This window comes from Actinomyces acetigenes, from assembly GCF_031296635.1.
GTDB classification, from domain to species: domain Bacteria; phylum Actinomycetota; class Actinomycetes; order Actinomycetales; family Actinomycetaceae; genus Actinomyces; species Actinomyces acetigenes.
In genome coordinates, this window is the sequence record NZ_JASPFC010000030.1 from 1 (window position 1) to 24,714 (window position 24,714).

Here is a 24,714-nt window from a genome sequence, read left to right on the forward strand (position 1 = left end):
GGCCTCCGGCAGCCCCCTGGGGTCAACGACCTAGCCCGGGCCCCGGCGCCTGCCGCGCCCCGGCCGGCTGGCCCGGTCCGCCGGAGTCCACCCGTTCCGCCGTCGGCGATGCGCACCGGCCACCCGTTCCGCCCTCGCCCCGTCCGCCCACCACCGCACCTTCGACCCGAGTCCACAAGGAGCCCCACCATGACCCAGCAGCCCGAGCAGCCTGAGCAGCCCGCCCCCGCCATCACTTACGCCGACGCCGGCGTGGACACCGCCGCCGGGGACCGGGCCGTCGCGCTCATGAAGGACGCCGTGGCCTCCACCATGACCCCGGCCGTCGTCGGCGGCGTCGGGGGCTTCGCCGGGCTCGTGGACGTCTCCGCCCTGCGCGACTACCGCCGCCCCCTGCTGGCAACCTCCACCGACGGCGTGGGCACCAAGGTCGCCATCGCCCAGGCTCTCGACATCCACGACACCATCGGCCAGGACCTGGTGGGCATGGTCGTCGACGACATCGTCGTGGTCGGGGCCCGCCCCCTGCTCATGACCGACTACATCGCCTGCGGGCACGTCGTCCCCGAGCGGATCGCCGACATCGTGCGCGGCATCGCCCAGACCTGCGCCGCCATCGGCACCCCGCTGCTGGGTGGGGAGACCGCCGAGCACCCCGGCCTCATGGCCCCCGACGAGTACGACGTCGCCGGGGCCGCCACCGGCGTCGTCGAGGCCGACCGGATGCTTGGGGCTGAGAAGGTGCGTGCCGGCGACGTCCTGGTCGCCCTGGGCTCCTCCGGCCTGCACTCCAACGGCTACTCCCTGGTGCGCCGCGTCATCGAGCACGCCGGCTGGGGCCTGGAGCGTGAGGTCCCCGAGTTTGGCCGCACCCTGGGCCAGGAGCTGCTCGAGCCCACGCGCCTGTACACCCGCGTGTGCCTGGCCATGCTGGAGACCCTGTCCTCGCCGGCCGCCCCAGCACCGGTCCACGCCCTGTCCCACATCACCGGTGGGGGGCTGGCCGCCAACGTCGCCCGGGTCCTGCCGGCCGGGCTCATCGCCGACGTCGACCGCTCCTCCTGGACGGTGCCGCCGGTCTTTACCACCGTGCGCGAGCTCGGCTCGGTGCCGTGGGAGGACCTCGAGGGTACCCTCAACCTGGGCGTGGGGATGGTCGCCGTTGTTGACCCGGGCGTGGTCGATGCCGTCCTGCGGGTCGCCGAGGGCTCCAACATCCCCGCCTGGGTGCTGGGAGAGGTGCATGAGGCCGGCAAGTACGAGGCCCGGGGGCGGGTGGTCGCCTGCACGAAGGGCGTCGACGGGGGCGCGGTCGACATTCACGGCACCTACACCGCCTGAGCCGCGAACGCCCAGCGGGGCGTTCGAGCCGTGAGGTGTCACGGATGGCGACTATTCAATCCCCACTGGGCCGGTTCTGGAGCGATGGGTCCGGGCAGCACCGCCCTGACCTGGGTCGATGCGACACAGGTGATTCGGTTCGGGAGTGAAAAGTCGCCGAGAGTGACACAGATGGCTGCCCGACGGCCTCGACGCGCGCGTTCTTAGGCGTGCGGAAGGGCCGGCAGGTGCGTTCCTCCGGCCCTCGGGGTGGGCTACTTGCCGTCCTCGTCCCAGTCATCGTCGTCGACGGCATACTTGGCGGCCAGCTCCTCGTAGTCGATCTCGTCGTCAGACTCGGATCCCGAGGACGCTGAGACGAGCTCCCGCTCCAGAGCCTTGTAATCGGTCTCCGGGCTGAAGTACTTGAGCTTACGGGCAACCTTGGTTGCCTTGGCCTTCTGACGGCCGCGCCCCATAGGCTCGACCCCCTCCAACGTGTCACGGCGCGCACGTGGGCGCGCTCTTCCTGGTCAAATATGTCGTGGGGCAACCGTACAACGTCAATGGTCACGAACACCATTCGGACACCGGAGGAGAGTCGTGGTGACGCACACCCCACATGCTGGGCAGTGGGTCCGAGAGCCGCATAGCGATTGCCCAGGGGGCCTTCGAGAGGCCCTCAGTGAGCCTGCGGATGCTGCCCAATGTCGGCCCGACGTTCCTCCAGAGAGGTGGGGATTCTCGGGCCGTGGGGCTGCTGGCTCGGGCACTCCTAGGAAGGGGCGGGGGCTGCCCGGCGGGCGGGTCCGGCACTTCGCCGGGGGCGTACGCGGTGGGCCTGACGGACGCACGGGTGCGCTTTGCTCGTCGGCACTGGTCTCGTCCGTTCCGGCCGCGAGGAGGTGCCGTGGGAGGGGGGGCAGATTTTGTCCAAATGGGACGACTTTGAAGCCGCTGCGAGCGGGCTGGATGAAGTCGAATCACCCTGACCTGCGCATATACGAACGGATCTTGCAGGCTGTGGCGTCATAGTCGTCCCATTTGGACACTTTGACGCCGATGAGGGGTGGGTTCTGGTGGTGGATGCACCACTCGTGGAGGGGTGTTATGTGTCTGGGGATTGGTTTGATCAGGGTGTGCGTCGTGATGTGGTGGCTGGTGAGTCGGCTTCGGCGGTGGCTCGGGATCTGGGGTGCTGTCGTGGGTCGGTGAGTCTGTGGTGCTAGGAGGCGGGGGTGGAGCCCGCGAGAGGACCGTGCGCTGACGTGCCGGAGGGTTCCCTAGGGGCAGTGGCCTACGGCACGAGGGCGGTGATGAGGGGGCTGGCCTCACCACTCCAGGAGATGGCGAGCTGGTCCCGGGCGCGGGTCGCAGCCACGTACAGCAAGGAACGCTCCCGCAGGAGGGCATCGTCGCCGTCTGCGTCGGAGTACTGCTGGTCCCGCAGTGGTCGAGGGATCGCGTTGATCGAGACGTCGAAGAGCAGCACCTTGCGGAACTCCAGGCCCTTGGCACGGTGCATCGTCATGACCACTGGCCTGCCCCGACCGGCCGCCTCCCGGTCCACGGCGCGCACCTCTATCCCGTGCTGCGCCAGACCATTGACGACGGCGTCGCGCTGGTAGCGGTCACGCACGAGGATGGCGATGCTCTCCGGGGCGCTGTCCTCACTGTCTCGGTCCTGCTCCAGCCACACCGTCAGCAGCTCAGCGGCCTTGCTCAGCTCATCGGCGCGGTCAGTGGCGTGCAGCAGCAGCGGCTCGGGCCCGGAGCGCGGTGAGACGTAGTGATGCTCCTCTGCCTGCCCCTCCATGTCTTTATAGGTGCCGGGATCGAGGATCCCGAAGGCGACATCGAGGTTCTGACGGGTGGTGCGGTAGTTGCGCGTCAGCCGCCGCGACCTCCCGCGCACCTGGATCCCGTAGTGGCTCAGCGTGATCTTCTTGCCGTAGATACGCTGGTGGGAGTCCTCAGCCAGGAACAGGTCATCCGGGCCAGGTTCCACCAGCGCCCGCAGCAGCTGCAGGTGAGCGGGCGTGAGGTCCTGCGCCTCATCGACGAGCACGTGCCGGAAGGGTCGGGGTATGCCGAGGGCTGCCTTATGATCGAGCCAGGCGGCGGCCAGGGCGAGCTGTTCATCAAAGGAAGTCACGCCCAGGTCGGCGCTGCGGTCCCGGTAGCGCTCCATCGCCTTCCACACGGCGGCCCGCTTGGACCGGTCCAGGGCCACGCCCCGCCCGGGGCGGCGTACGCGCAGGTACTGCTTGAGAGTCGTCACGCGCTGGGGCAGCACGATCAGCTCGTACTCGGACTCCAGGAAGTCGGCGGAGCGCAGCCGCTCGGGCAGCTCATCGCCCATGAGGGTGAGGACCTCCTGCCACACGTTCTCTCTGGGGTAGGTGAGTACTCGCCCGCGCGGCTGGCCGATGACCTCCTGGGCGATGGGGGAGATCTTGGCCCCGGCCTGCTGGAGGATCATGCGTGCCACCCGGTCCAGGCCGCTGACCATGACTCCGGGCTCGCTCAGCTTCTCGGTGAAGGGCAGCCGTGGCTCGAGCTGGGCGATCTGGCGGCGCAGGTCGTCGGCGAGGTTGCGCGTGTAGGTTGTCAGCAGGATTCGTGGCTCCTGCCCGTCAGTCTTGTCCCGCTTGGCCAGCTCGACGGCGCGGTGCACGGCGATGACGGTCTTCCCGGTTCCGGCGCCGCCCGAGACACGCATGGGGCCGTTCGCGCGCCGCTCCACGAGGGCCCGCTGCTGGGGGTGCAGGAAGAGCTGCCACTCGGCGAAGCTGAGCCCCTCGATGGCGCGACGCAGGTCCTCGTCACTTTCCAACCAGGTGAAGGTCAAGCGGGCCGCGCGAGTACGCAGACCGGCGATGAGGTCGGCGTCGGTGGGCTCTGCGGCGACGTCTCGCGAGGGCCGCAGCCCGAAGTCCTCACGGATCTCCTCGATCGTCGCCCCCGTGGCCAGGTTGAGCAGTGCCTCACCCTGCCAGGCGACTCGGGCGGTGGAGGCCAGGTCGAGGAGCTGGGACTCTCGCTGCGCCGCCAGTGCCGCTGCGCCGAGTCGGACGTCAATGCCGAGCTCGTCGTGCAGCATCTCCACGGTGAGTCCGTCGGGCCACACCGGTGCCTGGTCCCGGCTGGGAACGACGACGGCGCCCGGCACACTGGCGGCCCCGGCCGCCGTTCCGGCAACCGCTCCGCCTTCGCCCCGGTGGCTCCCCGTATCAACCGGCTCGCCAGGTGCCTGGGTGGGCGCGGAGGCGGCGTCGGCTCCTTGGGCGGCTTCCTCGTTGCGACGGCGTGCCTCAGCGTTGGCGGCCTGGATGCGGGCCGTCTCGCGGGCGAGCTCGTCGGCCTCGCGCTGGGCGGCGGCGAGCTCGGCCTGGGCTGTGCGCCGCGCCTCCTCAACGGTACGGGGATCCAGGCCGATGAGGTCCCCGACGTTGACGACCTCGGTGATGCCGTTGCGGGGGTTGACGTGGACGGTGACGGATTCGGCAATCTTGATGGCCTCGTCGTGTGGCCAGATGCCGTGGATGACGTAGACGACCTCGCCGTCGGCGGTGAGCTCGAACAGGACGGCCCGGTAGAAGTCGGTGACGCGCGCGGTGCGCACACGCCGGTCCCGCGATCCACGAATCGGCTCCAGGTGCAGCCCCGAGCTCGTGGTCATGGTGGACAGCTTGGTAATGAACGGCCCGATCTTCGCCCTGAGGGAGGGGTCCTTGGTGGTGGCGTCCTTCGTCTTGCTGCTGGGCAACAGGATCGTGGCCATGTCAGTGTCCTTCCAGGAGCTCGGGGATGAGCGCGCAGATATCGGTGGCGGTGCGGGCCGGATCGTCGCCGGTGACGATGACGCGCCAGCCGGCCGCGGTCAGGGCCTCCTCGTCGCCGTCCTGCGGCTCGGCGAGGACAGCAACCTTGGGCGCGGCCCAGGACAGGTCCGTCATGATGCCGCCGACCTCGACGCCGTCGCCCTCGTGGGGGAGGCCGGCCGCAGCCAGGTGGGGCAGAAGGGTGAGGATCGGCTCGGGGGTGAGGTCCTGGTCGACGTCGTCCCAACCGAGATCGCTCATGGCGGCCGGGCTGCCGGCGACATCCGCCACAGCGACCTCAGCCTGGGCGCGGGCTCGCAGCTCGGCCAGGGCCCGGCTGGTCGTGGTGATGTCCACGGGCGCCTGGGCCAGGGCGAGCACGTTGCTGAGCCGTAGCCAGGCCAGCCAGGCCTCCGGGTGCTCGGGAGTCCCCAGGGCCTCATCGGAGTCGTCCAGCACGAGGGCCATCCCCGTGGTGGAGGCGCCGGTGAGCTGGACCGCCAGGGCAAGGTGGGGGATGGCGAAGACCGAACCGGAGTGCTTCGACGCCGCAGGAGCGCCTGCGGCATCAGCAGCACCAGCCGGCTCGGGCAGCTCGGCCTCAGGCCGCAGTACACGCAACGCTTCCCACAGCGGATCCACCATGGTTCGTCTGGTGTCCTCCTCGGAATCACTCTCTGGGACCGGGGAGCACTGCAGGGAGGCGGTCCTGCTTAAGGGTAAGTGGTGGCAGACACCGACGATGAGCGGCCCCCAGGCGGAGTCGGCCAGAGCCGCCAGGGCGGCGGTGGTCGGACTGGTCTCGGGGTCCTCCGTGTCATCGCTGAGCATCGTCTCCAGCAGCGCCATTGGCCCGCCGCGCCAGGCGTCAATGGCCGGGTCGGTGACGCCGCCGGCGCGCGAGGCCCCCAGGTAGCCGTTCTTGAGCTTGGCGACGGTGTCCTCATTCAGCCAGGCCGGGTTCCACGGCCCGTCCAGGTCCTCCACGCTGACGGAGATGACCCGGTAGCCGGCGGCGCGCAGGCGTGCACGTTTGTCGGCGTCGTCGGCGAGACGGTTGTTCTTGCGACTGGCGTGGTAGCGGAGGCCGTCGGTGAAGATGGCGATGGGACTGTGGCCGCCGGGGCGCAGGCAGGTGAAGTCGGGGCGGGTGCCGCGGGCGTCGAGCTGGGGACGGATCCGCCAGCGGCCCCCGTCGATCTCCAACGCGGGCGCGCCCGAGGGGTCGCTGGTGGTGCGCACGGCCATCTGCTTGCTCAGGAGCTCGGCGAGTGCGGCGCGGAAGCGCACCTCCAGGGGGCTCTCCCCGGTGCCGGCGCGCACGGCCTCGTCGGTGACTGTCCACTGGGGGAGCTCTGGGTCGAGCTCGGCGAACATGCCTTCGGTGTCCTGGGCGCTGTTGTTCTCCCGTCCCAGGAGCTGGCCGATGGCGTGCAGGGCCGCAGCGCGGGTGACTTCTGCGGAGACGGCATGGGGCCGCAGGCAGTCCGGGCACATGTCCTTGCCCTCGGCGCGGCACGGGCAGTTCTCCAGGTGCTGGCCGGTGCGGATGAGGAGGTTCCAGAGGCGGCTGGAGTCGTCATGGTCGGTGAGGTATCCGGTGCCCCCGGGCACGGTGTCGTGCAGCAGGAGGGCGGGGCGGGTCTCGCCGGGGGCGCCGCCGGCCACGGGGTGGGGGACAGAGGCGATGCCCAGGTGGTCGGGTGAGCCGCCGGTGGTGATCTCCAGCCCCAGGAGGATCGCGGAGGCCAGCGAGTCCACCCCCACCCGGTCGGTGGCGAAACCGAGAGGCAGGACGAAGGCGAGTGCCTCAGTGCTCAGCTCGCGCATGAGGTCGACGGCGATCACGTGCTCGGCGGAGTCGCTGCGGTAGCGGCACCAGGGTCGGTGCTCGCGGGCGGAGGAGGCCCGGGTGTCCGTGTCGAGCTTGCCGCAGGCCTCGCACAGGCGGAAGTCCCGCGAGGAGAGGGCGTTGCCGGAGACCCGGTCGACGCTCTGGCCGGCCAGGGGCCGCCCGGTGTTGAGCCAGCGCAGGTTCATGCCACGGTAGCGGGTCACCCCGAACCCGGAGGCCTCCACGTTCCACTGGCGCACTGCGCGGGTGGGGTCGAAGTCGGCCAGGGGCAGGACCTCGAAGTGGGTGCGGAGCCGCTCGTCGCTGGAGTCCCCGATGTGAGCGTCGTCCTGGGAGACGTCAGCGAAGACCCGGCTCAGGCGCAGGACCCGCCGGGCACGTCCAACCTCGGCAATGTCGGTGTCACGGCACCTGGGGCACTCCGTGGGCGCTGCGGGCCGGGTCTCCTGCGGCTCGCGCACGTCGATGTAGCCGCAGGCCTTGCAGCAGAACCACCACTGGGCCTGGTTGTTGAGGTCGGAGGCGTCAATGCCCTCGATCTCCATCTCCAGGCCGCGGGTGTAGAAGGTGGCGCCGGGGGCGAACTCGTGCAGGGCGTGGACGGAGGCTCGATCGACGTCGCAGGGCTCGGAGTGGAACTCATCGTCGTCCGGGTCGCGCCAGGAGACGCGGGCGGACAGGCGCACGGAGTCGTCGATGAGGGTGTAGTTGGGCAGGATGCCGTGGCGCTCCAGGGCCGAGACCCAGTGCTCACGATCCAGGTCGAAGATCCGGGACTCGGCGGCCTTCCGGGCTCCTTCGGCGGCGCGATGGGCCCGCTTGTCCTCCTCGGTGGCGTTGGGGCGCTCGGCGGCGACCTTGAGCTCGGGCAGGGCGTCACGGATCTGGCGCTCCTGGCGGTGGAGCTGCTCGGACTCGGCGCGGTGCTCGGCGGCGGCGCGCTGGAGCATCTCGCGGGGCCCGGCGCCGGCGTCCTGGGTCACCCAGGCGCTCAGGCGGTCGAGCGCCGGCGTGCGCTCCTGGAAGGCGGCGGTGAAGGCCTGAGCCAGCAGGGCGCCGTCGCGCTCGATCCGCTCGCACAGTGTGGTGATGAGCGAGCCCTCGCCGGTGGCCCCCAGGGCGGTCTTCGCGGTGCCGCCGCCGTGGCCGCCGGAGGGGATGGCCGGGTGGTTCTCGCGGGCGAGGGTGTCGATGACGGAGGCCAGGAACTGGCGGCGCAGGATCTCCTCGGCCCCCAGGTAGGTCGACGGCGGCGCGACAGAGCCGTTGAGCAGCCGATCCGGGGCGTCGAGGATCGGGAGCTGGCTGCGCCTGCCGGGCACGTAGGCCAGGGCGAGTGCCGAGCCGCTGCGGCGGCCCGCGCGGCCCACCCGCTGCACGTAGGAGGCAACGGTGGCCGGCAGGGAACCGAGCATGACGGTGGACAGGTCCCCGATGTCGATACCCATCTCCAGGGTGGGGGTGGCCACGAGGACGTTGGGGTCACCGGGCACCTGCGTGGGGCGCTTGAACCCGGTCTCGACGTCGGCGCGCTCCTTGGCGTCGAGCAGGGAGGTGTGCTCATGGGAGTCGACCCGGCGCACGTGAGCCCCGGCGTACATGCTGCGGTAAAAGCTCTCGGCCGGTTGCGGCTGGGCCCTCAGGTGGCCGGGGCAGGTGGCGGCCAGGCAGGGGGCGCTGTCGAGCTGGTCGACGGTGGCGATGGCGGCGGGCAGCTGGGTGCGGCAGGTGTCGCACACCAGGAGCAGGGACTCGCGCGTGGTCTCACGCAGCGGGGAGACGACGACGCGGCCGGCCGGCAGCCCGTAGACGGTGCCGCCGGAGTCGGTGGTGGTGACGCTGAGGATCCCGGCCTCGGCCAAATGGGCCAGGAGCGCGCAGGCCAGGCGGGAGGCGTGGGTGGGCACGACCCCCAGGCACTTACGGGCCCAGGTGGCATACCAGGACTTCGAGGAGCCCACTGGCGTGAAGGCCGACTTGCGGGTGTCGAGGCCGCCGCCAACCTGGGGGAAGGCCGGGGCGGCGCGCCCGGTGGGGAAGGCAGGCTGGCCCTGATTACGGTCGCGCTTGTACCAGATCCACAGGCGCTTGCCGTCGTCGCGCTTGTAGTGCGAGAGCCACTCGTGGTCGATGGCGCCCTCGCGGCGCATGTGCTCCAGGGTGCCGCGCACCCAGGCGAGCAGGGCCGCGTCGCTGGTGTCCTTGAAGCCGTCGAGGACGCCCTGCTGGTCGGTGCCGAGGGCCTGACGGGCCAGGGCCACCAGGGCGTTGGCGCGCCCGGCGCTGACGTGGACGGTGACCGAGCCGGTGGCCTCCAGGGTGCGCCCGTAGGTGGACTGGAGACCCACCTCCAGGGCGATGTCGAACAGGAGCCGACGGCGGACGTGCGGCTTGGCCCGGCTGCGCTTGGAGGCCGGGGCCTTCGGGTCCCAGTAGGGCTTGAAGCGCTGGTGCTCAGACAGGGCCGCGGGGACCAGCCGGTAGCGGTCGAAGGCACTGGCCTGGGCGTCGTCGAGGGCGGCCTCGGCCCACTCCTCAATGGGCATCTCTGCTCGCAGCGCCCCGCGCAGGGCCGAGCGCAGGCTCATCGTGTGGGAGCGCTGGTTGACGTAGCCGGCGCGGTGGGCGGCGTCCTGCACGGAGTCGGTGAAGATGAGGGCGCGTTTCTCGGTGTTGTCGAGGGCGTCGTCGCCGAACAGGGTGGTCAGGGACACCGACAGGAGGGTGGCGACGGCCGAGCCGAGGAAACGGATGGAGTCCTTGGCCCCGCAGGAGGGGCAGACGTCGTTGGTGGAGTCCTCGGTGATGCTGCGCTCGTCCCCGGTGAGCATGAGGACCGGCAGGACGAGGCCCTCCTTGGCCTCGGTGCTCTCCTGGGCCGGGCGGCGGGTGAGGATTTCGCGGCTGTTGATGGAGTACCAGCGCAGCCCGGAGTGTCGGGCCTCCAGGTTGATCTCGCCGGCCTCGGTGCGGGCGCGGTAATCGGCGTCCTCCCCGGGGGCGTGCAGGAGGGCCCGGAAGCGGGGGTCGCCGGTCTTGCGGTCGCGGCGCACGTGGGTCTGGTCGTCCTTCTCCTTCTGGCCGGTGGGAGCCAGGACGATGCCCCACCCGGAGCGCCCGCAGGAGCGGCAGTACAGGGCGGGGCGTGCGGGCTCCTCGACCTGTGTCTGCTCGGAGGCGGCGTCGGCCCAGCGGAAGGAGGGCAGGGAGCTCAGGGCCCGGTCGACGCGGGTGACCTCCCGGATCCACAGGGTGACCTCCACGTTGACCGCGCTGCGGTCGGGTTTGCCGTCGAGTCCGGCGCGCACGACGGACAGGGCCGCCAGGATCGCGGAGAGGACCCACCGGGCCAGACCCGACTCGGGGATGGGGCCCAGGAGGCCCCGGGCGAGGTCGGCCAGCGACGTGGAGCGCTCGGCGGCACGCACGAGGTCCAGGACGTCGGGGTGGGCCTGGAGGGCAGAGGCGAGGCCGGAGGCGTCCAGGGTGTCCTCCACCTCCTCGGGCAGGTCGTAGAGGTGGGCGACGACGCCGCGGAGCAGCTTCTCGGGGCCCGGGGAGCCGGCCTCGGCGAGGCGCGCCAGGGCCTGCAGCTTCTCACCGGGCAGGGAGCGCAGGCGCAGGGCGCGGCCGGCCAGGCCCTTGGACTGGGCCACCTGGCGGTGTGTGGCGGCCCACTGGTTGAGGTCGGCGCGGGTCTCGGTGACGACGGCGCTGGTGGGCAGGTCGGTTCCGAAGACGTCGCGGGCGAAGGCGAGCATCCGGGAGGGGTCTGCGCCGTCGCCGAGGGTGGCGGAGGTGGCCACGGGGCACACGGGGCCGAGCGGGGCGGAGGCGAAGGCCTCCTGGCGGGGGTGATCGGCGGGCAGGTGAGCGCGCAGGGTCAGGCCCAGGCGCCGCAGCAGCATGGCGACGTCGGTGCCCTGGGCGCCGTCGTAGGTGTGGAACTCATCGAGGACCAGGTAGGTGAGCGACCCGGCTGAGGCCCGCCACAGCTCGCGGTCCTCGGGGCGCAGGAGGAGCTGGTCGAGCATCTTGTAGTTGGTGAGCAGGATGTCCGGCGGGTTGTCACGGATGACGTAGCGGTCGGTGATGAGGGAGTCAGCGGTGACGTGCTTGCGGGGGCTGGCGGAGGAGTCCCCGGTGTAGATGGCGGCGCGCACGCCGGCCAGGGCGGGATCCTTGGCGATGAGGCTGGCGAGGCGGCTGGCCTGGTCGGAGGCCAGGGCGTTCATGGGGTAGAGGATGAGGGCCTTGATGCCGGTGACTCCCTGGGCGCGGGCGCGCAGGACGTGGTCGAGGACGGGGTGGAGGAAGGACTCGGTCTTACCGGAGCCGGTGCCGGTGGTGACGATGGTCGGTTCGGGGCGGTGGCCGCCCTTGGTGGTCAGACGCCGGTAGGAGTCCTCCTGGTGCTGGTAGGGGGTCAGGCCCGGGTCCCAGTCGAGGGGGCGGTCGGCGGGGTGGGCCGGGTCGGTTGTGCCGGGGCGGGCGCTCGCGGCCAGGTAGGGCAGGCGTAGGCGGACGAAGGGGCCGACGAAGACTCCCTGCTTCTCGTCTTCCAGGAAGTCGGTGAGCACGCGCCGTGGCTCGGCGTCGGTGAGGGCGAAGGTCGTCGAGAGGTAGTCGACGATGGACCGACGGATGCGTTCGGCCTGAAGGCTAGGGAGAAGGAGCGTCATAGCTGGAGCGTGGTGGTGATGGGCGATGGAGCGGATGGTGGCGAATGGTGTACGGGAATGGTGTCTGCCGGGGCCGGCACTACCCCGTGCGGATCGTCGTTGTTCCGGGAGTGATCCCGCTGGTCCGAGGCTACCGCAGCGAGGGGAGGGGAGAGGTGGCGGCCCGAGTCGCTTCTTGGTGACAAGGCGTGAAAACTGCGACCTTCACCCATACTGGAGTCATGCCCGACCTGCCTGTCTCTGTTGCGTGTAGCCAGCTCGATGAAATCGTCGACGACGCCAGCGCCAGACATGAGCCCGTCTTCCTGACCCGCCGGGGTCGCCGCGTGGCCGCGGTGATCGACGTCGAGGACCTGGAGCGGCTCACTCAGGTGGCGGAGATACTGGCGGACATTGAGGCCGCCGACGCCGCCCGTGCTGAGATCGCAAAGCACGGAACCATTCCCTGGGACGAGGTCAAGGCTGACCTCGGGCTCGCATGACTCACCGGATCCAGTTCAGCCCGGCGGCGGTCCGTCAGCTACGTAAGCTGGACGGCCATGCGCAACGCCGGATCCAGGCTGTCGTTGAGCTGCTTGCCCAGGAGCCCCGCCTAGCCGGAGCCAAGAAGCTCGTTGGCGGGCAGGGCGAGTGGCGTGTGCGCACCGGCAACTACCGCATCATCTACGAGATCGATGACGGGGTACTGGCGGGTCTCATCCTCGCCGTCGGTTACCGCCGCGAGGTGTACCACCTCCAAAAGCAACGGTAGTAGACCTCGCAGTTGTCCGAGAGATCTGGACATAGCGCTCTGCAGGCGACATATATACGACGATTTGGGCATATCGTGGGGATCGCAAGGTGATTCCGTCGGTGTCCAGGAAGGCCTGGGCCGGTAGCTGCTGTAGCTGCGGTAGCTGCGAGTCGGGAGGGCGCGGAGGACCTCGACGATCGAGGCTAGTGCACGGGTCCTGCACATCACGCCAGGGCAGTATAGTTGGGCGTTACATCAGCGGACCAGTGCCGCTAGACCGTCGCAGTGTGGGACTACCACTACGACGACCACCTTTTCGCGCTTCCAGCCACGACCAGGCGCCCGCAACGAGCCCCCCCATCAGCGTCGCCAACGACATCACCACGTACACCTAGTGAATATGTGCAGCCAACTCTCCGTTAATCGGCGTGAATGTGACCTTCTCAGGAAAGAGGCCAACTCCGGAACTTGCGAAGTCCACCAAGGTTTCAGCCCAGGAGTACAGTTTGTCGGGAAGGGCATAACAAGCTACCTTATCGTCTTCCTCAAGGGTGACCAGAGCCTTGCCGTTTCGCACGTCGACAGCGAGCACGTTGTAAGTGTGTGCACGACTGCCTACCTCGAGGTAGGGTTGCCTGTTTACATCAAAGTATTCTTTGCCGCCTCGTTGATTGAAAAAGTATTCGCTATTGTCGCTGTTTGTCGGAATGGCGGGAAGTGTATCTCTGACTATGGCGTAATGACTTTCCAGTGCAGCACATGCAGCCGCATTGAAATATTCGGGCATCATCGGAAGGTCATCTTGAATGTCTTTCGGCGAGCTGAAATTATCTACGAACGACAGAAAAGTTGTGAAGCAAATGAGGTTATCGGAGTATACCCCTGATGACACTTTGTGCCACGCATTGTTAGATTGCATGACGATTCTATGTAATTTCTTGTATATAGCAAGGCGCTCTTCAGTAAGTTTAAACCACCCCACGTCGAGGAGCTTCTTCCTTACCTCGTCCGCCGGGTTGCGATATTTAAGCGCCTTGGCTAACGCCTTCATGAGCTTTGCGGCAATGCCTGCAAGCAGATCTGCCATACGTAGGGCGAATAGTTCCTTCGAGTTCCCTTCGGAAACGTGCTCGAAACCAAGGTTGCGCGCACTCTCAGCAGTCCTGGCTTCCCTGTCGATGATCAGCGAGTACTCACATATTGACTTTTCTTGTATAAACGCCTTAAGGGTAGCCAAAGTGGGGCCATAATCCCAATCAAACGTTTTGATCGGCTCGGCATTCTCGAGGAGGAGAAGAATGCATACGAATTGCTCGATCTCTCTGTGTTTGAGATCAATGTTGACGCTGTCCTCCTCAATTTTCTGTCGGAGGAAATCTCTGAGCGACTCTAAGAATTTTTCAGGCCCTGCATATAGTGACTGAATTACCCCCTCGGGGCGGTAGGTTACGATTGCTTTGGTTACCGAATATTTTAGGAGGTCCATATCTATGAATGGTGAGTTCTCGTACCCACTGAACACCTGCCTGACTATATACTCTGTCTTGCTGAACGCGGATAAGTAGACGAACACACTCTCGTCGAACAAGTTAAAGAAATCGTTCATTAAGGCTGCGGTACTTTTGCTTAGAGAGGCAAAACCGTATGTCAGCTGGCTCTGCTTAATTGTAGTGCTTTTGAGTTCATTTCCAACCATTCGCCTAGAGTACTTTTCTTCGAAGGTGTGGAACTTTTCCTCAATATCACTTTCATCCAACTTGTCCCATCCTACAGCGGCAGCAATGAAGTCGTCGTGATAATTGCTGGCGGAGACTGTCCGATGATTAATCTTGCGGCTGTGTTCCGTTTCGTCGTAGTAAAAATTAAAGTGTTTCATGTTCGATATTCCTTGTATCGCAAGTCTTCGGGTAGTAGGTGAAGTTACTTCTGACCCTGAACGAGGAAAACTGGCCTTAAATTTCGCGGTTTTTCAAGAGATGAGCTCTCTCTTTGGCGGAGGGTACTTTCCCTTCCCATCTTTGGTGGCCTGGTGGAGAATGATGTGGGGGCCCACCCGTCCCCTCTCGGATCGGGTTGGGTGCTGATGCGTTGTTATCCAATCAGTTTCGTGGATAGGGTCACGGGCGTCGCTGCTCTTCATAAGTTCGCGATGAGGACGGTGTGGATACGGCGGAAGTCGGATTCGCGGTCGCGGATGCGGAAGGGGAGGTCGTAGACGTAGGAGACACCAGAACCGGGGTGGGTGTGAGTGCGCTCCGATAATGGCATGTCGTCGTTGGAGGTGGGGCGTTGGCGCTTCTCCCAGGCCTGGCGGACCGGGGTCGGCAGCTGGCGGCCGTTCGCGTCATAGACATAAGCGCCCTGGCCACGGCCATGGTCGTAGTCGTATAGCACTGCGAACTGGGTGCGGTAGATCGTGCACAGGTCCTCGATCGGCACGCCCAGCATCATCGCCACCATGACATCGATCTCCGCCTGCGCATTACGACGATCCTCCGCCCGACGCAAGGGTGTGTCTGCCGTCCACTCCGGACCAATCGGGCGCTCATCATGACGCACCAGAATCGGCGAATCAGCCACAAACGACTCATCCCAACACTCGGTCCACAGATCTGCGTAAGCGTCGGTAACACAGTTGAGCCGAAGGGTGCGCAGGACGACACGTGTGGTGAGAGGGTGGTTGTGGGGTAGAGCGGGCAGCCTAGAGAAGTCGGGGAAGTAAATTCCGGACTTGGGAAGTGCTCGAAGAGTGAAGTCAGCTAAAAGTGACGATAGGCTGGCTTGTGCGGCGACAAGGGATCGACCTGTGATCGTTGCGGAGCCTGAGGAAAAAACACCGTTAGGGTGTGCCGTTCCAGGCGGAATGATGGCTGGAATGAGTGTTCTCTCTCCGGTGTTAGCAGCCATTGCACGCCAGGCGATGCGGTAGTGGTCGCGGGCTGGAGAACCGTCCCAGTGGGTGTAGAGGTGGTCGTAGGTGGTGCGGTCGCCGGCAGGCTTGTACTGGGTGATGGGCTGTGCGCTCGGGGGGAGCGCTTCCAGGTCGGTTGAGGTCCAGTCCAGATTGTGCTTCATGGACTTATTGGGCTGCTTGTACAGCGGGGTTGAGACGTGGAGGTGAGGTCCTTGAAGGATGGCGTCCTCCCAGGATGCTGCGCCCCATCGTTTTGAGAATAGTCCTCTTTGGAAGTCTGTTGTTTCGTTCCAGCCAGTTGAAAATTGGAGGTCGAGATCACCGATGCGTGGTTGCGTGGCTAGCGTGGTGAGAGTGCGGGCAGCAGCTGAGTTTACGGTGGAGACCATCGAGGTGGAACGCCAATCGTCGGATTCTGTCACTGATTGCCAGGTCTTCAGTGCGACTTCATCGATGGATTCGATGCGGGCTGCGTGCGGGCGAAGGTCCCAGGTTCCGGTGTGTGGATCTTTGAACCCGGGCTCCTCTCCACTGCCATCGTGCTTGAGTGAGCGTTGCACCGTGTCGGGGTGGTAGAGCGAGGCTGCGTGGATGAACGAGGGTGATCGCTCTGCGCCGTAGACGTGGATTCCATACGCGTTGAGGTGATGGACATCGAAGAGTCGAAGTTCATTGATGAACTGCCAATGTCGCCGTAGGTGCCGGTAGGCGGCGGCGCGCAGCCCCGGTGTCTTGGCGTCGGTGAAGTGGGTCTCCATGTGAATGAGTGAGGAGATGCCGTGCTCGTTCTGGTGCTCCCAGACCTGACACATGAAGGCTCGGTAGAGGTCGGGGCGTCCTTCCATGATTGGGTAGGCGGTCTGGTCGCTGATGAACTCAGCGAGGACCTCGGTCTCGGCGGCTCCGTCGAGCACTGTGGTGAGGACGCCAGGACGTGCCAGAGTGCGTGGCAGGCGCTCATGCCGGTCTGCAAGCGATGGCTTCTTCGTGAGCATCCACCAGGGATCGCCGTCGGCCAGAAGGGTCTCAACTGAGACGTCGGGCCTCACCCACGGCGGGTTTCCGACCTGGAGGTCGAAGCCGCCGCGGGCGAAGACGGTGGCGAAGTCCAGTTCCCAGTGGAAGAAGCCCTGGGCCTTCGCCACCTCCTGGACCACGGTGAGCCATTCGTGTTCGTCAATGACCGACTGCACTTTGCGGGCTCCGGCGAGGCCGAGCTCGACCTCCTCCATGGTCTCCAGCTCCGCCCAGGAGGAGGCATCTACCAGGGTTCCGTCGGTGCCCTTGGCGTCCTTGACCTGTTTGCCCAGCAGCCCCTCCAGGGCACCCAGCCACTCATCCAGATTCGGCGGCGTCACGTCCGTGGTCAGCGGCCAGAACCATAGGGCGCACCACGCATCCATGACGAGCCGCAGCCGCCGGTACGCCGAACCCGGTGCCGCTAGGTAGGCCTCGATCTCCTCGCGGGACACCGTTGAACCGGAGCCCTCCTGTGTCTCGCGGCCCCACAGGTCGATGCGGCGAGAGGCCTCCGCCTCCGCCACCCGCAGACGCCGCAGCGTCATCTCCCACAGCACCTCCACGCGCCGAGCCAAGGCCGTCAGCCGCTTGGCCTGGGTGGTGCTCAGTGCCTTCGTGATGTCCCTGCGCCAGGTCTTGAGGGCCTTGAGCCTGCCGGCATTGACCAGGTCCCGCACCTGCTTGGGGACCTCCACCGCGCTGCCCCAGCCCTTGGCCGGCAGGAGGAAGTGGTGGATGCTGCCGGAGACGTCCAGCGCCCCGCCGATCCGGTGCCGGGAGGCGGAATCGGCGTCGTCGAGCACGGCCGCCACCTGACTCAGCGGCTCGGCCACCGGTGCGGCCGACAGCCACGCCCGTTTCTTGAGCTGGGACGTGGAGTACAGGGCCCGGCGCGCCCCCACCAGCGAGTTACCGCGCCGCAGCCGCAGCCCGAACCACGGGGCCGCCAGCCCCTCCACCATCGTGTCCAGCCACAGGGACACCTCCGCCAGCTCCACCGCCGTCGCATTGAGGTCCACCCCGTACACCTGGTGCAGAGCCAGATAGGCCTTCACCTTCGCCAGCTCCCGGGGCCGCTCCTCAGGATCCACGCGCCGGCCCAGCTCGCGCTCACGCCGCGAGAGATACTGCTCCGCCAGCTGACGCACCGCCTCAATCACGAATGCCCCCGACCCCAGCGCCGGCTCACACACCGTCAGATGCAGGATCTCCTCAGCACTCGTCGTCCGCCCATCCTGATCCAGCAACTCCTCCAGCGCCTGCTGCACCGTGAAACGCGTCAGCACCTCCGGGGTGTAGAAGGAAGCCGAACGCTGCCGGTCCCGGCCGGAAAGCCGGTAGACGAACTGGCCCTTCTCATAGGTGACGTTGCGGCGCTCGCCCGTCACCTCATCCTCCACCGTCACAAAGTCCTTCTCCTCCAGGCCCTCCATGACGTCCTCGGGCACCACCCACGAGCCCTTCGAGGCGTCCCCGCCCGGCGCCACCTCCCACAGGCGCTCGGTGGCGAAGGAACCCGAGTAGCTCATGAGCCCCTCGTAGACAGCGCCCAGCTGGTTGATGCCCAGCTCCACATAGGAGATGAAGCCCCGGCCGCTCTTGCTGTTCTCCTTAGTCAGCAGCAGGTGGCGCAGCACCCGCAGCAGCGCCCCGTTACCCAGGCCCACCTCGTCGATGAGGGCGGTCGCCACCGGGCGGAAGAGGTCGGCGCGCATCGGCCGGAACACCAGACCATCGAAGCTGCCCTCCTGCGCGGCCGGTACCTGCTCATTGTGGCCCTCATCGACCAGGTGGAACAGCCGGTCCAAGGACTCGTAAATGTGCGTGCCCGCCAGGGCCGACTCCTCATGCAGCTCCCTCAAGGCCAGCTCACGCAGACGATCCAGGCCGTAGCCGGCGTCGTACTCGGCGGCACCCACCGGCAGGACCCCCAGCTCAGGACTCGCCTCCGCATACAGCAGGAAGATGATCCGGTAGATGTAGCGCAGCGACTGCAGGGCCAGGTCCTGCGCCCGCTCCTGGGGCAGTGGCTCCAGCCCCCGCGCGGCGCGACGGCGCACCACCTCATTCGCAAGGATCTCAATGGAGGAGCGCACGCCCTCACGCAGATCCTTCGAGACCCCCACCGTGTGGGCTGCCGAGTCCTCCAAGGTGGCCGCCCACCAGGTCTCGCCCTCCGCCGTCGGCAGCAGAGAGCGGGCATCCAGGCAGGTCAGGGCCCGCTCCACCTCGCCGCCGCGCGTGGCCTCATGACGCTCGACGACGAGCTGCACGTTCACCGCCAGCCAGCGGCCCTCCGGCCACCGCTCCCGCTCTGCCACCAGCGCCCACTGGCCCGCCAGGACCAGGGCGAAGGCCGGACCGTGACCATCCGTCATGAGCGTCGACAGCGCCCGAGACACCGACTCGATCGGCTCAGCCCCTTCCAGCACCGGGGCGTCGGGGTCCCCCAGGTCCACGGGCTGCCACTCCTCAGCGAGCGTGGGGGCGTCCTTGACCAGCAGGTCCTCCACGGTGGTCACCGGGCGGGCGCGCAGCAGCGCCAGCGGCGCCGGGCCCTCATCACCCACCGGCCTCACCAGGGTCACCGAGCCCCGCTCGGTCAGCCGGTACTCCGACGACGTGAAGCCCAGAATCTCGCGCAGGAGCGCATCGAGCTCGCCGGCCGCCTCCAGGGCCGCGCCGGTTAGGGAGCCTGCGTCGTCGGCGGGCAGGACCGCCAGCAGCTCCTCTAAGCGGGAACGCTCAGAACGGAACCGGGAACGAGGCGTCGGCGTCGAGGTAGTGCCGGGATCGGCCGGCTTCTCCAGGGCCTCCCACTCCTTGCGGCGCTCCAGCACCCGCGCCAGGAAGGACTCCTTGGTGGCGTCCGTCGTGAAGTAGTGCTCGCTGATCCAGTCCTCGCCGACGACCAGCGCATCCGACACCGCCATCAGAGATCCCCTTCCATCCCGAAGTCCTGCGGCACCACCACCAGCAGTGGGCGCACCAGCGTGTGTGCGGGCCGGTGCTGTTTCCTGAGCTCGCGCTCCTGAGCCACCGTGATCCGCTGCTCGCGCAGGTGGCGGTTCTGGATGAGGCGACCGGCCTCGTCATCCCAGGCATTCGCGCGCTCCGCCCAGGCCTCAACCCGAGCCGTCGCCTGTTCCTCCGCTGCGTCGAGGGTCAGCGCCATGTGGTCCTTAGCCGTATCCACCGCCGGAGGGATGAGCGCCTCCAGCAGACTGGTCTGCGTCACCGGCCCGGAGTTCCGCAGCTCCCGGGAGATGCCCACCGCCTCGAACATGGCGGTGGGGGAGTCATGCACCTGCCCGATCGGCACCGCCTCGACCGGCCGGCCCGCATCCAGCTCCGACTGCGCGGCCTCCAGGTCCAAGTAGGGGAAGGCGATACTGACACACACCATCGACACCGTCCGGCCCGCCTGGTTCGTCAGAGTCCCCAGCAACAGGACGGTCGGCGAGTCGACGTCGCCGCGCACCGCGAACACTGAGGATCGGCCGAGCTTGGCCAGCACCCGGTCGCCGGCCCAGTCCAGCACCGGGTGCAGCGGCCCCAAATAGTGGGCCTCCGGCCAGGAGGAGTCCGAGGAGTCACTCAGGGCCTCCGCGAGAAGACGCGCGCCCTTCGTCTGCGTCGTCGCCAGCTTGAGGTGCTCCTGGACGCGGCGCTCACGCAGGTAGGACTGCGGCAGCACCGACAGGCGATGGCGCAGCCCCGCCGGGGGCACCATCTCCACCACGTGCTGCGTGCCGTGCTCGCGCCACGAGACGCCCCCGCCGCCGGTCTGGCGCTGCTCGGGCTCCTCAGGGCGCTCATAAAGCTCGGTGAGGGCCTGGCGCAGATAGTCCAGCTGGGTCTCGTACAGCGTCAACGTCGCCAGCGGGGCAGCAGGCTGGGCGGGGGAGGCCGGACCGGCCGGGTCGTCGGGACTGCTTGAATCAGCAGGGGAGCCCTCGGCGCCGGTGGGTGCAGCGGCGCCGTCGCCCTTGGCCTCGGCCGTGCCCGTCAGCTTCGCGAACAGGGCCGCCATCGGGTCCAGGCTGAGTGCGTCGTCGGCGTCGGGGACGACATCGTCAATGTCCTGCCCGGCCGCCAACGCCTGGCGGATCGCCTCCTCCTCCTTCTCGCCCGAGTACAGGCCCATGAGGGAGGCGGCGTCGCCCAGGGCCCGTTGCGCCTGATCCTCCTTCTCCATCAAGCGCGTGAGCACGCGGACGTCGCCGGAGAAGCGCGGGTCCGACGGGCTCAGCAGCAGGGTCGTGATCTGCGGTGAGACGGACTGGCCGTAGCGGTCGATACGGCCATTGCGCTGCTCGATGCGGATGAGCGACCAGGGGATGTCGTAGTGGATGAGCTCATGGCACTGGGCGTGCAGGTTGACGCCCTCCGAGGCGACGTCGCCAGTCACCAGGACGCGCACCGGCGTGTGGGCCTGGCGGAACTGCTCCACGATCTCCTGCTGCTCCACGTCGGACAGGCTCCCGTGCATGACCCGCACCGCGTCGGCGGGCAGGCGCAGGTCCTCGCGCAGGTGCTCGGCCAGCCAGGTGAGCGTCGCGATGCGCTCGGCGAAGACGACGACGCGCTCGGTCGACCTGGGGCCGATCCCGATGCGACGCAGCTCGGCCAGCAGCGCCTGGTACTTGCCCGAGGCCGTTGTGTTGGCCTCCACGGCCAGCTCGCGCAGGCGGGTCAGCGCCTGGGACTGCTCTGAGGGCTCCGGGGTGGAGCCAGCTGCTGCTGCCCGGCTGCGGCGTCGGGCCAGGCGCTCGTCGATCGTCTGGATGAGGGCCGCCGGCGAGGACAGGAAGGACTTGGCCAGGGTCCAGGCGAACAGGGAGTCGCCGCCGCGGGCGGTGGGCCTGCGGCCGCCCGGTGCCAAGGCGCCGTCGAGCCGGTGCAGCCAGGTGCGTGACAGCTCGCCGGCCACCGCGTCCTCAGCCGGGGAGGGCTCCACCAGCTTGTTGACCGGAGTCAGGCGCTCCTTCCAGCGGCCGCCCACGACGTCGCGCACCTCGTCGGAGTGACGGTGACGGCGGATGACGAGGCGACGCACTGCCTCCTCATCGAGGGTGCCGTCCGCGTGTACCGCCGTCGGTTCCAGCAGACGGATGAGCTCGGCGAAGGACTTCGGGTTGCCGTTGTGGGGCGTGGCCGAGGCCAGGATGAGGGCGTCGGTCTGGCGGGCCAGGATGTCCGCGAGCCGGTTGTTGAACGTGCCCTTGTTGGTGACGTTGTGCGACTCGTCGATGACGACCGCGTCCCAGCGCTGCTTGCGCAGATGATTGAGGTAGCGGTCCGACTTCAGCGTGTCGATGGAGATGATCGCGCGGTGGAACACCGAGAACGGGTTGCGTGAGGCCGGCACCGAACGGCGCACCCGCTGGATGCCCACCGAGTCCAGGCGCACGAAGGGCAGCGCGAAGCGCGACCACATCTCGTGCTGCATCTGCTCGAGCACGTGACGGGGTGTGACGATGAGGATGCGGTCGCCCCGGCCGCGGCGCACGAGCTCGGCCAGAATCATGCCGATCTCCAGGGTCTTGCCCAGGCCCACGGTGTCAGCCAGGAGGATGCGCGGGCGCAGGTTCGCCGGGTCCAGGGCTTGGCGAACCGCCGTCAGCTGGTAGGCCAGCGGGTCAGCGAGGACGTCACTGACCACGGCCAGGTCAGTGGAGGTCGCCGGGAGCGCCGTCTTGCGCAGGGTCGCCTCCAGCCACAGGCGCGAGAGCCGGTGACGGGTGGAGGTGTCCGCGATGACCCGGGTTCGGCGCGGATCCACCGGGACGATGTGGTCAAGGCCGGCGGAGAACTGCGCCGTCGTGTCCCGAACCAGCTCGGACAGGCCCTGCACGGTCACCAGCATGCCGTCAGACGTGGTGGAGACCTGGGTGACCAGCCAGTCCTCGTCGCGCACCCGGACCACAGAGCCCGGTGCGACATCAAGAGAAGGGAGGGAAGGGGCAGGATCCGTCACCGCATCCGGGGGAGTCGTGGGCGCCGTTGTCACGGAGACGATCTTAGGACGCTGGCGCAGGTGGTCGAGACCAATTCGGGCAGGTGACCGTTCTGTGACCTGCGAGCCGGTGCGGGCCCAGGGCGAGGGGGCCTTGGGGCAGGCGCCGTGGGGCTGTATTGGGGGTGGGAAGACGGATTTTGTCCATGAGGGACGACTTTGAAGCTGCCTCGGACGGGGCAAGCCGCACCAAATCGCTCTGACCAGTACAGATGTAAGTGACGCTCGCAGGCCTTGTCGTTAAAGTCGTCCCTCCCGGACACATTGAGGTTCATTCGTGGGATCCGCACTCGGATCTGTTCTTCCCCTGCAGTGCACATCGGACGCCGCCGCCCCTATCGACAATCACCACGGCAGACTCGCGAGGTTCTCGAGACCCTGGCTCAGACATGTCGTTGCGGCTACGTGACGGGGGCTCGCATCTGGTCATCTGGGATGGCGCGGGTTGAGCGCTGGTCAACGCGGGCTGCGCTCTGTGTCGGGGACGTACTTTGTGTTCGAGGACTGCGTTTTCCTCCAGGTCACTGAGGTTTGAGCGCAGTCATCTGGGGGAGAAGTACGTTCCCGGCGGACATCGCAGTCCTCGATGTGGACGGTTGGCTCCTGGCGCTGGAGTTCGCGGAGTGCCGATGCGAAGCGAGGACGCACCATAGGGGCTGAGGACTGACCCTGGAGGTGCAGTCCGCGAGCCTGATGGTGCGTCCTCGGCGGGCGGCTCGGTGTCAGCGGCGAGCGAAGCGGGCCAGGACGACGCCGGCGGTCACCACGCCCCCGGCGACGGCGGCCGCCTTGGCGAGCGTGGAAGTCGCCTCGGAGTCGCCCTGCTTGGCGCGCTCCCAGGTCTCCTCCGCCTGCTCGGCCCAACGTCGGGCCCCCTCGCGCAGTCGGCCGGCGCCGGCCTCCGCCTGCTCACGCAACCGACCGGCCCCGGACACGGCCTGCTCACGCAGGTGCTCGGCCTTGGCGCTCGCCTGCTCGCGCAGATGCTCCCCGGCCTCCCTCGCCTGCGTGCGCGGGTCGACCCGGGAGGCGAACTCATCGACGCTCGCCGCCAGGGCCTCGCGCTGGTCGCGCAGCCGCTCCTCGATCTGCTCGGGGCTCAGCGACCCGGACCCGGCGGCCCCAGTGCCGGAGGCACCGGCCTGCTGTCCGCTGGTCATGCCCGACCTGCCCGAGCGCGCAAGGCCTTGACCGCGGCGACGGTCGCCGTCACGCTCAGACCCGCCAGGGCAAGCCCCGCAACCGTGACGATCCCCAAGGAGGCGGGGTCGCCGTCGCGGGCGTCGTCGAACAGGCGGGAGACGCGCTGGCCGAGGGTCAGTGTTCCGGGCTCGTAGCTGTCGACCCCGCCCTCGGGGTCGGTGCCGCCGCCGGCCAGGGAGACCAGGCGGTTCTTGACCTGCCCGACCTTCTCCTCGGCTTTGCTGACGGCCTGGCTGCGCAGGCCCTGGACCTTCTCGCGGGCCTTGAGCTTGGCGACCTTGGCCAGGTTGTTCGGGGCCAGGCGCGCGGCGAGCTCGTCGACGTCGGCGGCCAGCGCCAGACGCCGGGCCGCCAGGTCGGACAGGACCTCGTCAGCCGACGGCGCCGCCTGCGTGGCCGGCGCGGCCTCCACGGCCGGTGCAGCCGGCGCGGCGGGGACGGGCGTGGGTGCGGCGTTGGTGCTCACCGGGCGTTCCCCCTCTGCAGGCCGGAGGTCACGGCCCCCTTGACGGCGTTGACGGACTCCTTCAGCCCCTCCTGCGGCGTCGGCGTGTCGGCCTTGGCTGCCTTGAGCCGCTTGATGCCGATCAGGGCCATCGGCACGGCGATGAGGGTGAGAATCAGCGCCACCACGAGGAAGGCGGCCCACAGCGGCATGACGTGGGACAGGCCGGTCGTCATGGCCCCCAGCACCAGCCCGAAGATGAACAGGGCCAGCACCCCGGCGGCGGCGAGCAGCCCGGCACCCAGTCCCATCTCCTTGGCCATGCGCTGGCCCTTGGCCTTGGCCAGGTCGATCTCGCCGCGCACCAGAGCGGAGATGTTCTCCGAGATGCGGGCGATGAGCTCACCGAGCGTGGGCTGGGCGCTGCCGGTAGCCCTGCGAGGAGGCGTGGTGGAGGCCGACGGCGTCGCCTGCGACGGCGGGGGAGGTGGCTGGTTGTTGGGCATGAACGAACCTTCTTGTGTGAGGCACGGCGTTGGACGCAGTCAGCTGACTGCGAGGAGGCGGGATCGCGACAGTGGGACGACCCGCCGCCCTAAGAATCTCACAGCCTGCGCCTTCGTGGAACAACGCAGGCCCGAGCGGGTTTGTAGGTGTGGACGATAGGGGCCGGCTTTCGCCACCGGCGATCTGTGAAGG

The 24,714-nt window shown here is 68.0% G+C and carries 12 protein-coding genes; 3 read left to right on the plus strand and 9 right to left on the minus strand.

Annotated features, from left to right (window positions below; genetic code table 11):
- The first annotated feature begins 189 nt into the window (after positions 1 to 189).
- Complete coding sequence (gene purM, locus RIV14_RS10685) at positions 190 to 1,341, plus strand: phosphoribosylformylglycinamidine cyclo-ligase (RefSeq protein WP_075373100.1); 1,152 nt, start codon at positions 190 to 192, stop codon at positions 1,339 to 1,341.
- Between the two features lie 254 nt (positions 1,342 to 1,595).
- On the opposite strand, the gene RIV14_RS10690 is transcribed toward purM, so the two are convergent.
- From RIV14_RS10690 to RIV14_RS10700, 3 genes are all read right to left on the minus strand, one after another.
- A complete protein-coding gene (locus RIV14_RS10690) occupies positions 1,596 to 1,799 on the minus strand; it encodes a DUF3073 domain-containing protein (RefSeq protein WP_070660853.1) in 204 nt (67 codons plus the stop codon).
- Positions 1,800 to 2,617: 818 nt separating this feature from the next.
- Entirely contained in the window at positions 2,618 to 5,104 is a 2,487-nt protein-coding gene (locus RIV14_RS10695) for a UvrD-helicase domain-containing protein (protein ID WP_075373099.1), read from the minus strand.
- Position 5,105: 1 nt separating this feature from the next.
- A complete protein-coding gene (locus RIV14_RS10700) occupies positions 5,106 to 11,681 on the minus strand; it encodes a DEAD/DEAH box helicase (protein WP_075373098.1) in 6,576 nt (2,191 codons plus the stop codon).
- A 221-nt stretch (positions 11,682 to 11,902) separates the two neighbouring features.
- On the opposite strand from RIV14_RS10700, the gene RIV14_RS10705 reads away from it, so the two are divergent.
- Together RIV14_RS10705 and RIV14_RS10710 are read left to right on the plus strand one after the other, a co-directional pair.
- Positions 11,903 to 12,163, plus strand: a complete 261-nt coding sequence (locus RIV14_RS10705; RefSeq protein WP_075373097.1) for a type II toxin-antitoxin system Phd/YefM family antitoxin — start codon at positions 11,903 to 11,905, stop codon at positions 12,161 to 12,163.
- Positions 12,160 to 12,432: a type II toxin-antitoxin system RelE family toxin gene (locus tag RIV14_RS10710; RefSeq protein ID WP_075373096.1), complete on the plus strand. Its 273-nt coding sequence runs from the start codon at positions 12,160 to 12,162 to the stop codon at positions 12,430 to 12,432. Before RIV14_RS10705 ends, RIV14_RS10710 begins: the two co-directional genes overlap by 4 nt.
- A gap of 373 nt (positions 12,433 to 12,805) precedes the next feature.
- Here the strand turns inward: RIV14_RS10710 and RIV14_RS10715 are convergent, their stop codons facing one another.
- The 6 genes from RIV14_RS10715 to RIV14_RS10740 form a co-directional block, all read right to left on the minus strand.
- Positions 12,806 to 14,290 (minus strand): DUF3800 domain-containing protein, encoded by a 1,485-nt coding sequence (locus RIV14_RS10715; RefSeq protein ID WP_075373095.1) that lies wholly within the window; start codon positions 14,288 to 14,290, stop codon positions 12,806 to 12,808.
- Between the two features lie 260 nt (positions 14,291 to 14,550).
- Positions 14,551 to 19,281, minus strand: a complete 4,731-nt coding sequence (locus RIV14_RS10720; RefSeq protein WP_075373094.1) for an Eco57I restriction-modification methylase domain-containing protein — start codon at positions 19,279 to 19,281, stop codon at positions 14,551 to 14,553.
- A complete protein-coding gene (locus RIV14_RS10725; RefSeq protein ID WP_256699336.1) occupies positions 19,281 to 22,361 on the minus strand; it encodes a helicase-related protein in 3,081 nt (1,026 codons plus the stop codon). The genes RIV14_RS10720 and RIV14_RS10725 overlap by 1 nt, the downstream gene beginning before the upstream one ends.
- Positions 22,362 to 23,089: 728 nt before the next feature.
- Entirely contained in the window at positions 23,090 to 23,527 is a 438-nt protein-coding gene (locus RIV14_RS10730; protein ID WP_075373092.1) for a DUF3618 domain-containing protein, read from the minus strand.
- Complete coding sequence (locus RIV14_RS10735) at positions 23,524 to 24,036, minus strand: DUF3618 domain-containing protein (RefSeq protein WP_075373091.1); 513 nt, start codon at positions 24,034 to 24,036, stop codon at positions 23,524 to 23,526. Before RIV14_RS10735 ends, RIV14_RS10730 begins: the two co-directional genes overlap by 4 nt.
- On the minus strand, positions 24,033 to 24,521 hold the full coding sequence (locus RIV14_RS10740) for a phage holin family protein (protein WP_075373090.1): 489 nt from the start codon (positions 24,519 to 24,521) through the stop codon (positions 24,033 to 24,035). Before RIV14_RS10740 ends, RIV14_RS10735 begins: the two co-directional genes overlap by 4 nt.
- Between the last annotated feature and the right edge of the window lie 193 nt (positions 24,522 to 24,714).

What these genes read in the sequence shown, in the direction of transcription:
- purM (WP_075373100.1), top strand. Translation starts at nt 190, where the DNA reads ATGACCCAGCAGCCCGAGCAGCCTGAGCAGCCCGCCCCCGCCATCACT.
- RIV14_RS10690 (WP_070660853.1), bottom strand. Translation starts at nt 1,799, where the DNA reads ATGGGGCGCGGCCGTCAGAAGGCCAAGGCAACCAAGGTTGCCCGTAAG.
- RIV14_RS10695 (WP_075373099.1), bottom strand. Translation starts at nt 5,104, where the DNA reads ATGGCCACGATCCTGTTGCCCAGCAGCAAGACGAAGGACGCCACCACC.
- RIV14_RS10700 (WP_075373098.1), bottom strand. Translation starts at nt 11,681, where the DNA reads ATGACGCTCCTTCTCCCTAGCCTTCAGGCCGAACGCATCCGTCGGTCC.
- RIV14_RS10705 (WP_075373097.1), top strand. Translation starts at nt 11,903, where the DNA reads ATGCCCGACCTGCCTGTCTCTGTTGCGTGTAGCCAGCTCGATGAAATC.
- RIV14_RS10710 (WP_075373096.1), top strand. Translation starts at nt 12,160, where the DNA reads ATGACTCACCGGATCCAGTTCAGCCCGGCGGCGGTCCGTCAGCTACGT.
- RIV14_RS10715 (WP_075373095.1), bottom strand. Translation starts at nt 14,290, where the DNA reads ATGAAACACTTTAATTTTTACTACGACGAAACGGAACACAGCCGCAAG.
- RIV14_RS10720 (WP_075373094.1), bottom strand. Translation starts at nt 19,281, where the DNA reads ATGGCGGTGTCGGATGCGCTGGTCGTCGGCGAGGACTGGATCAGCGAG.
- RIV14_RS10730 (WP_075373092.1), bottom strand. Translation starts at nt 23,527, where the DNA reads ATGACCAGCGGACAGCAGGCCGGTGCCTCCGGCACTGGGGCCGCCGGG.
- RIV14_RS10740 (WP_075373090.1), bottom strand. Translation starts at nt 24,521, where the DNA reads ATGCCCAACAACCAGCCACCTCCCCCGCCGTCGCAGGCGACGCCGTCG.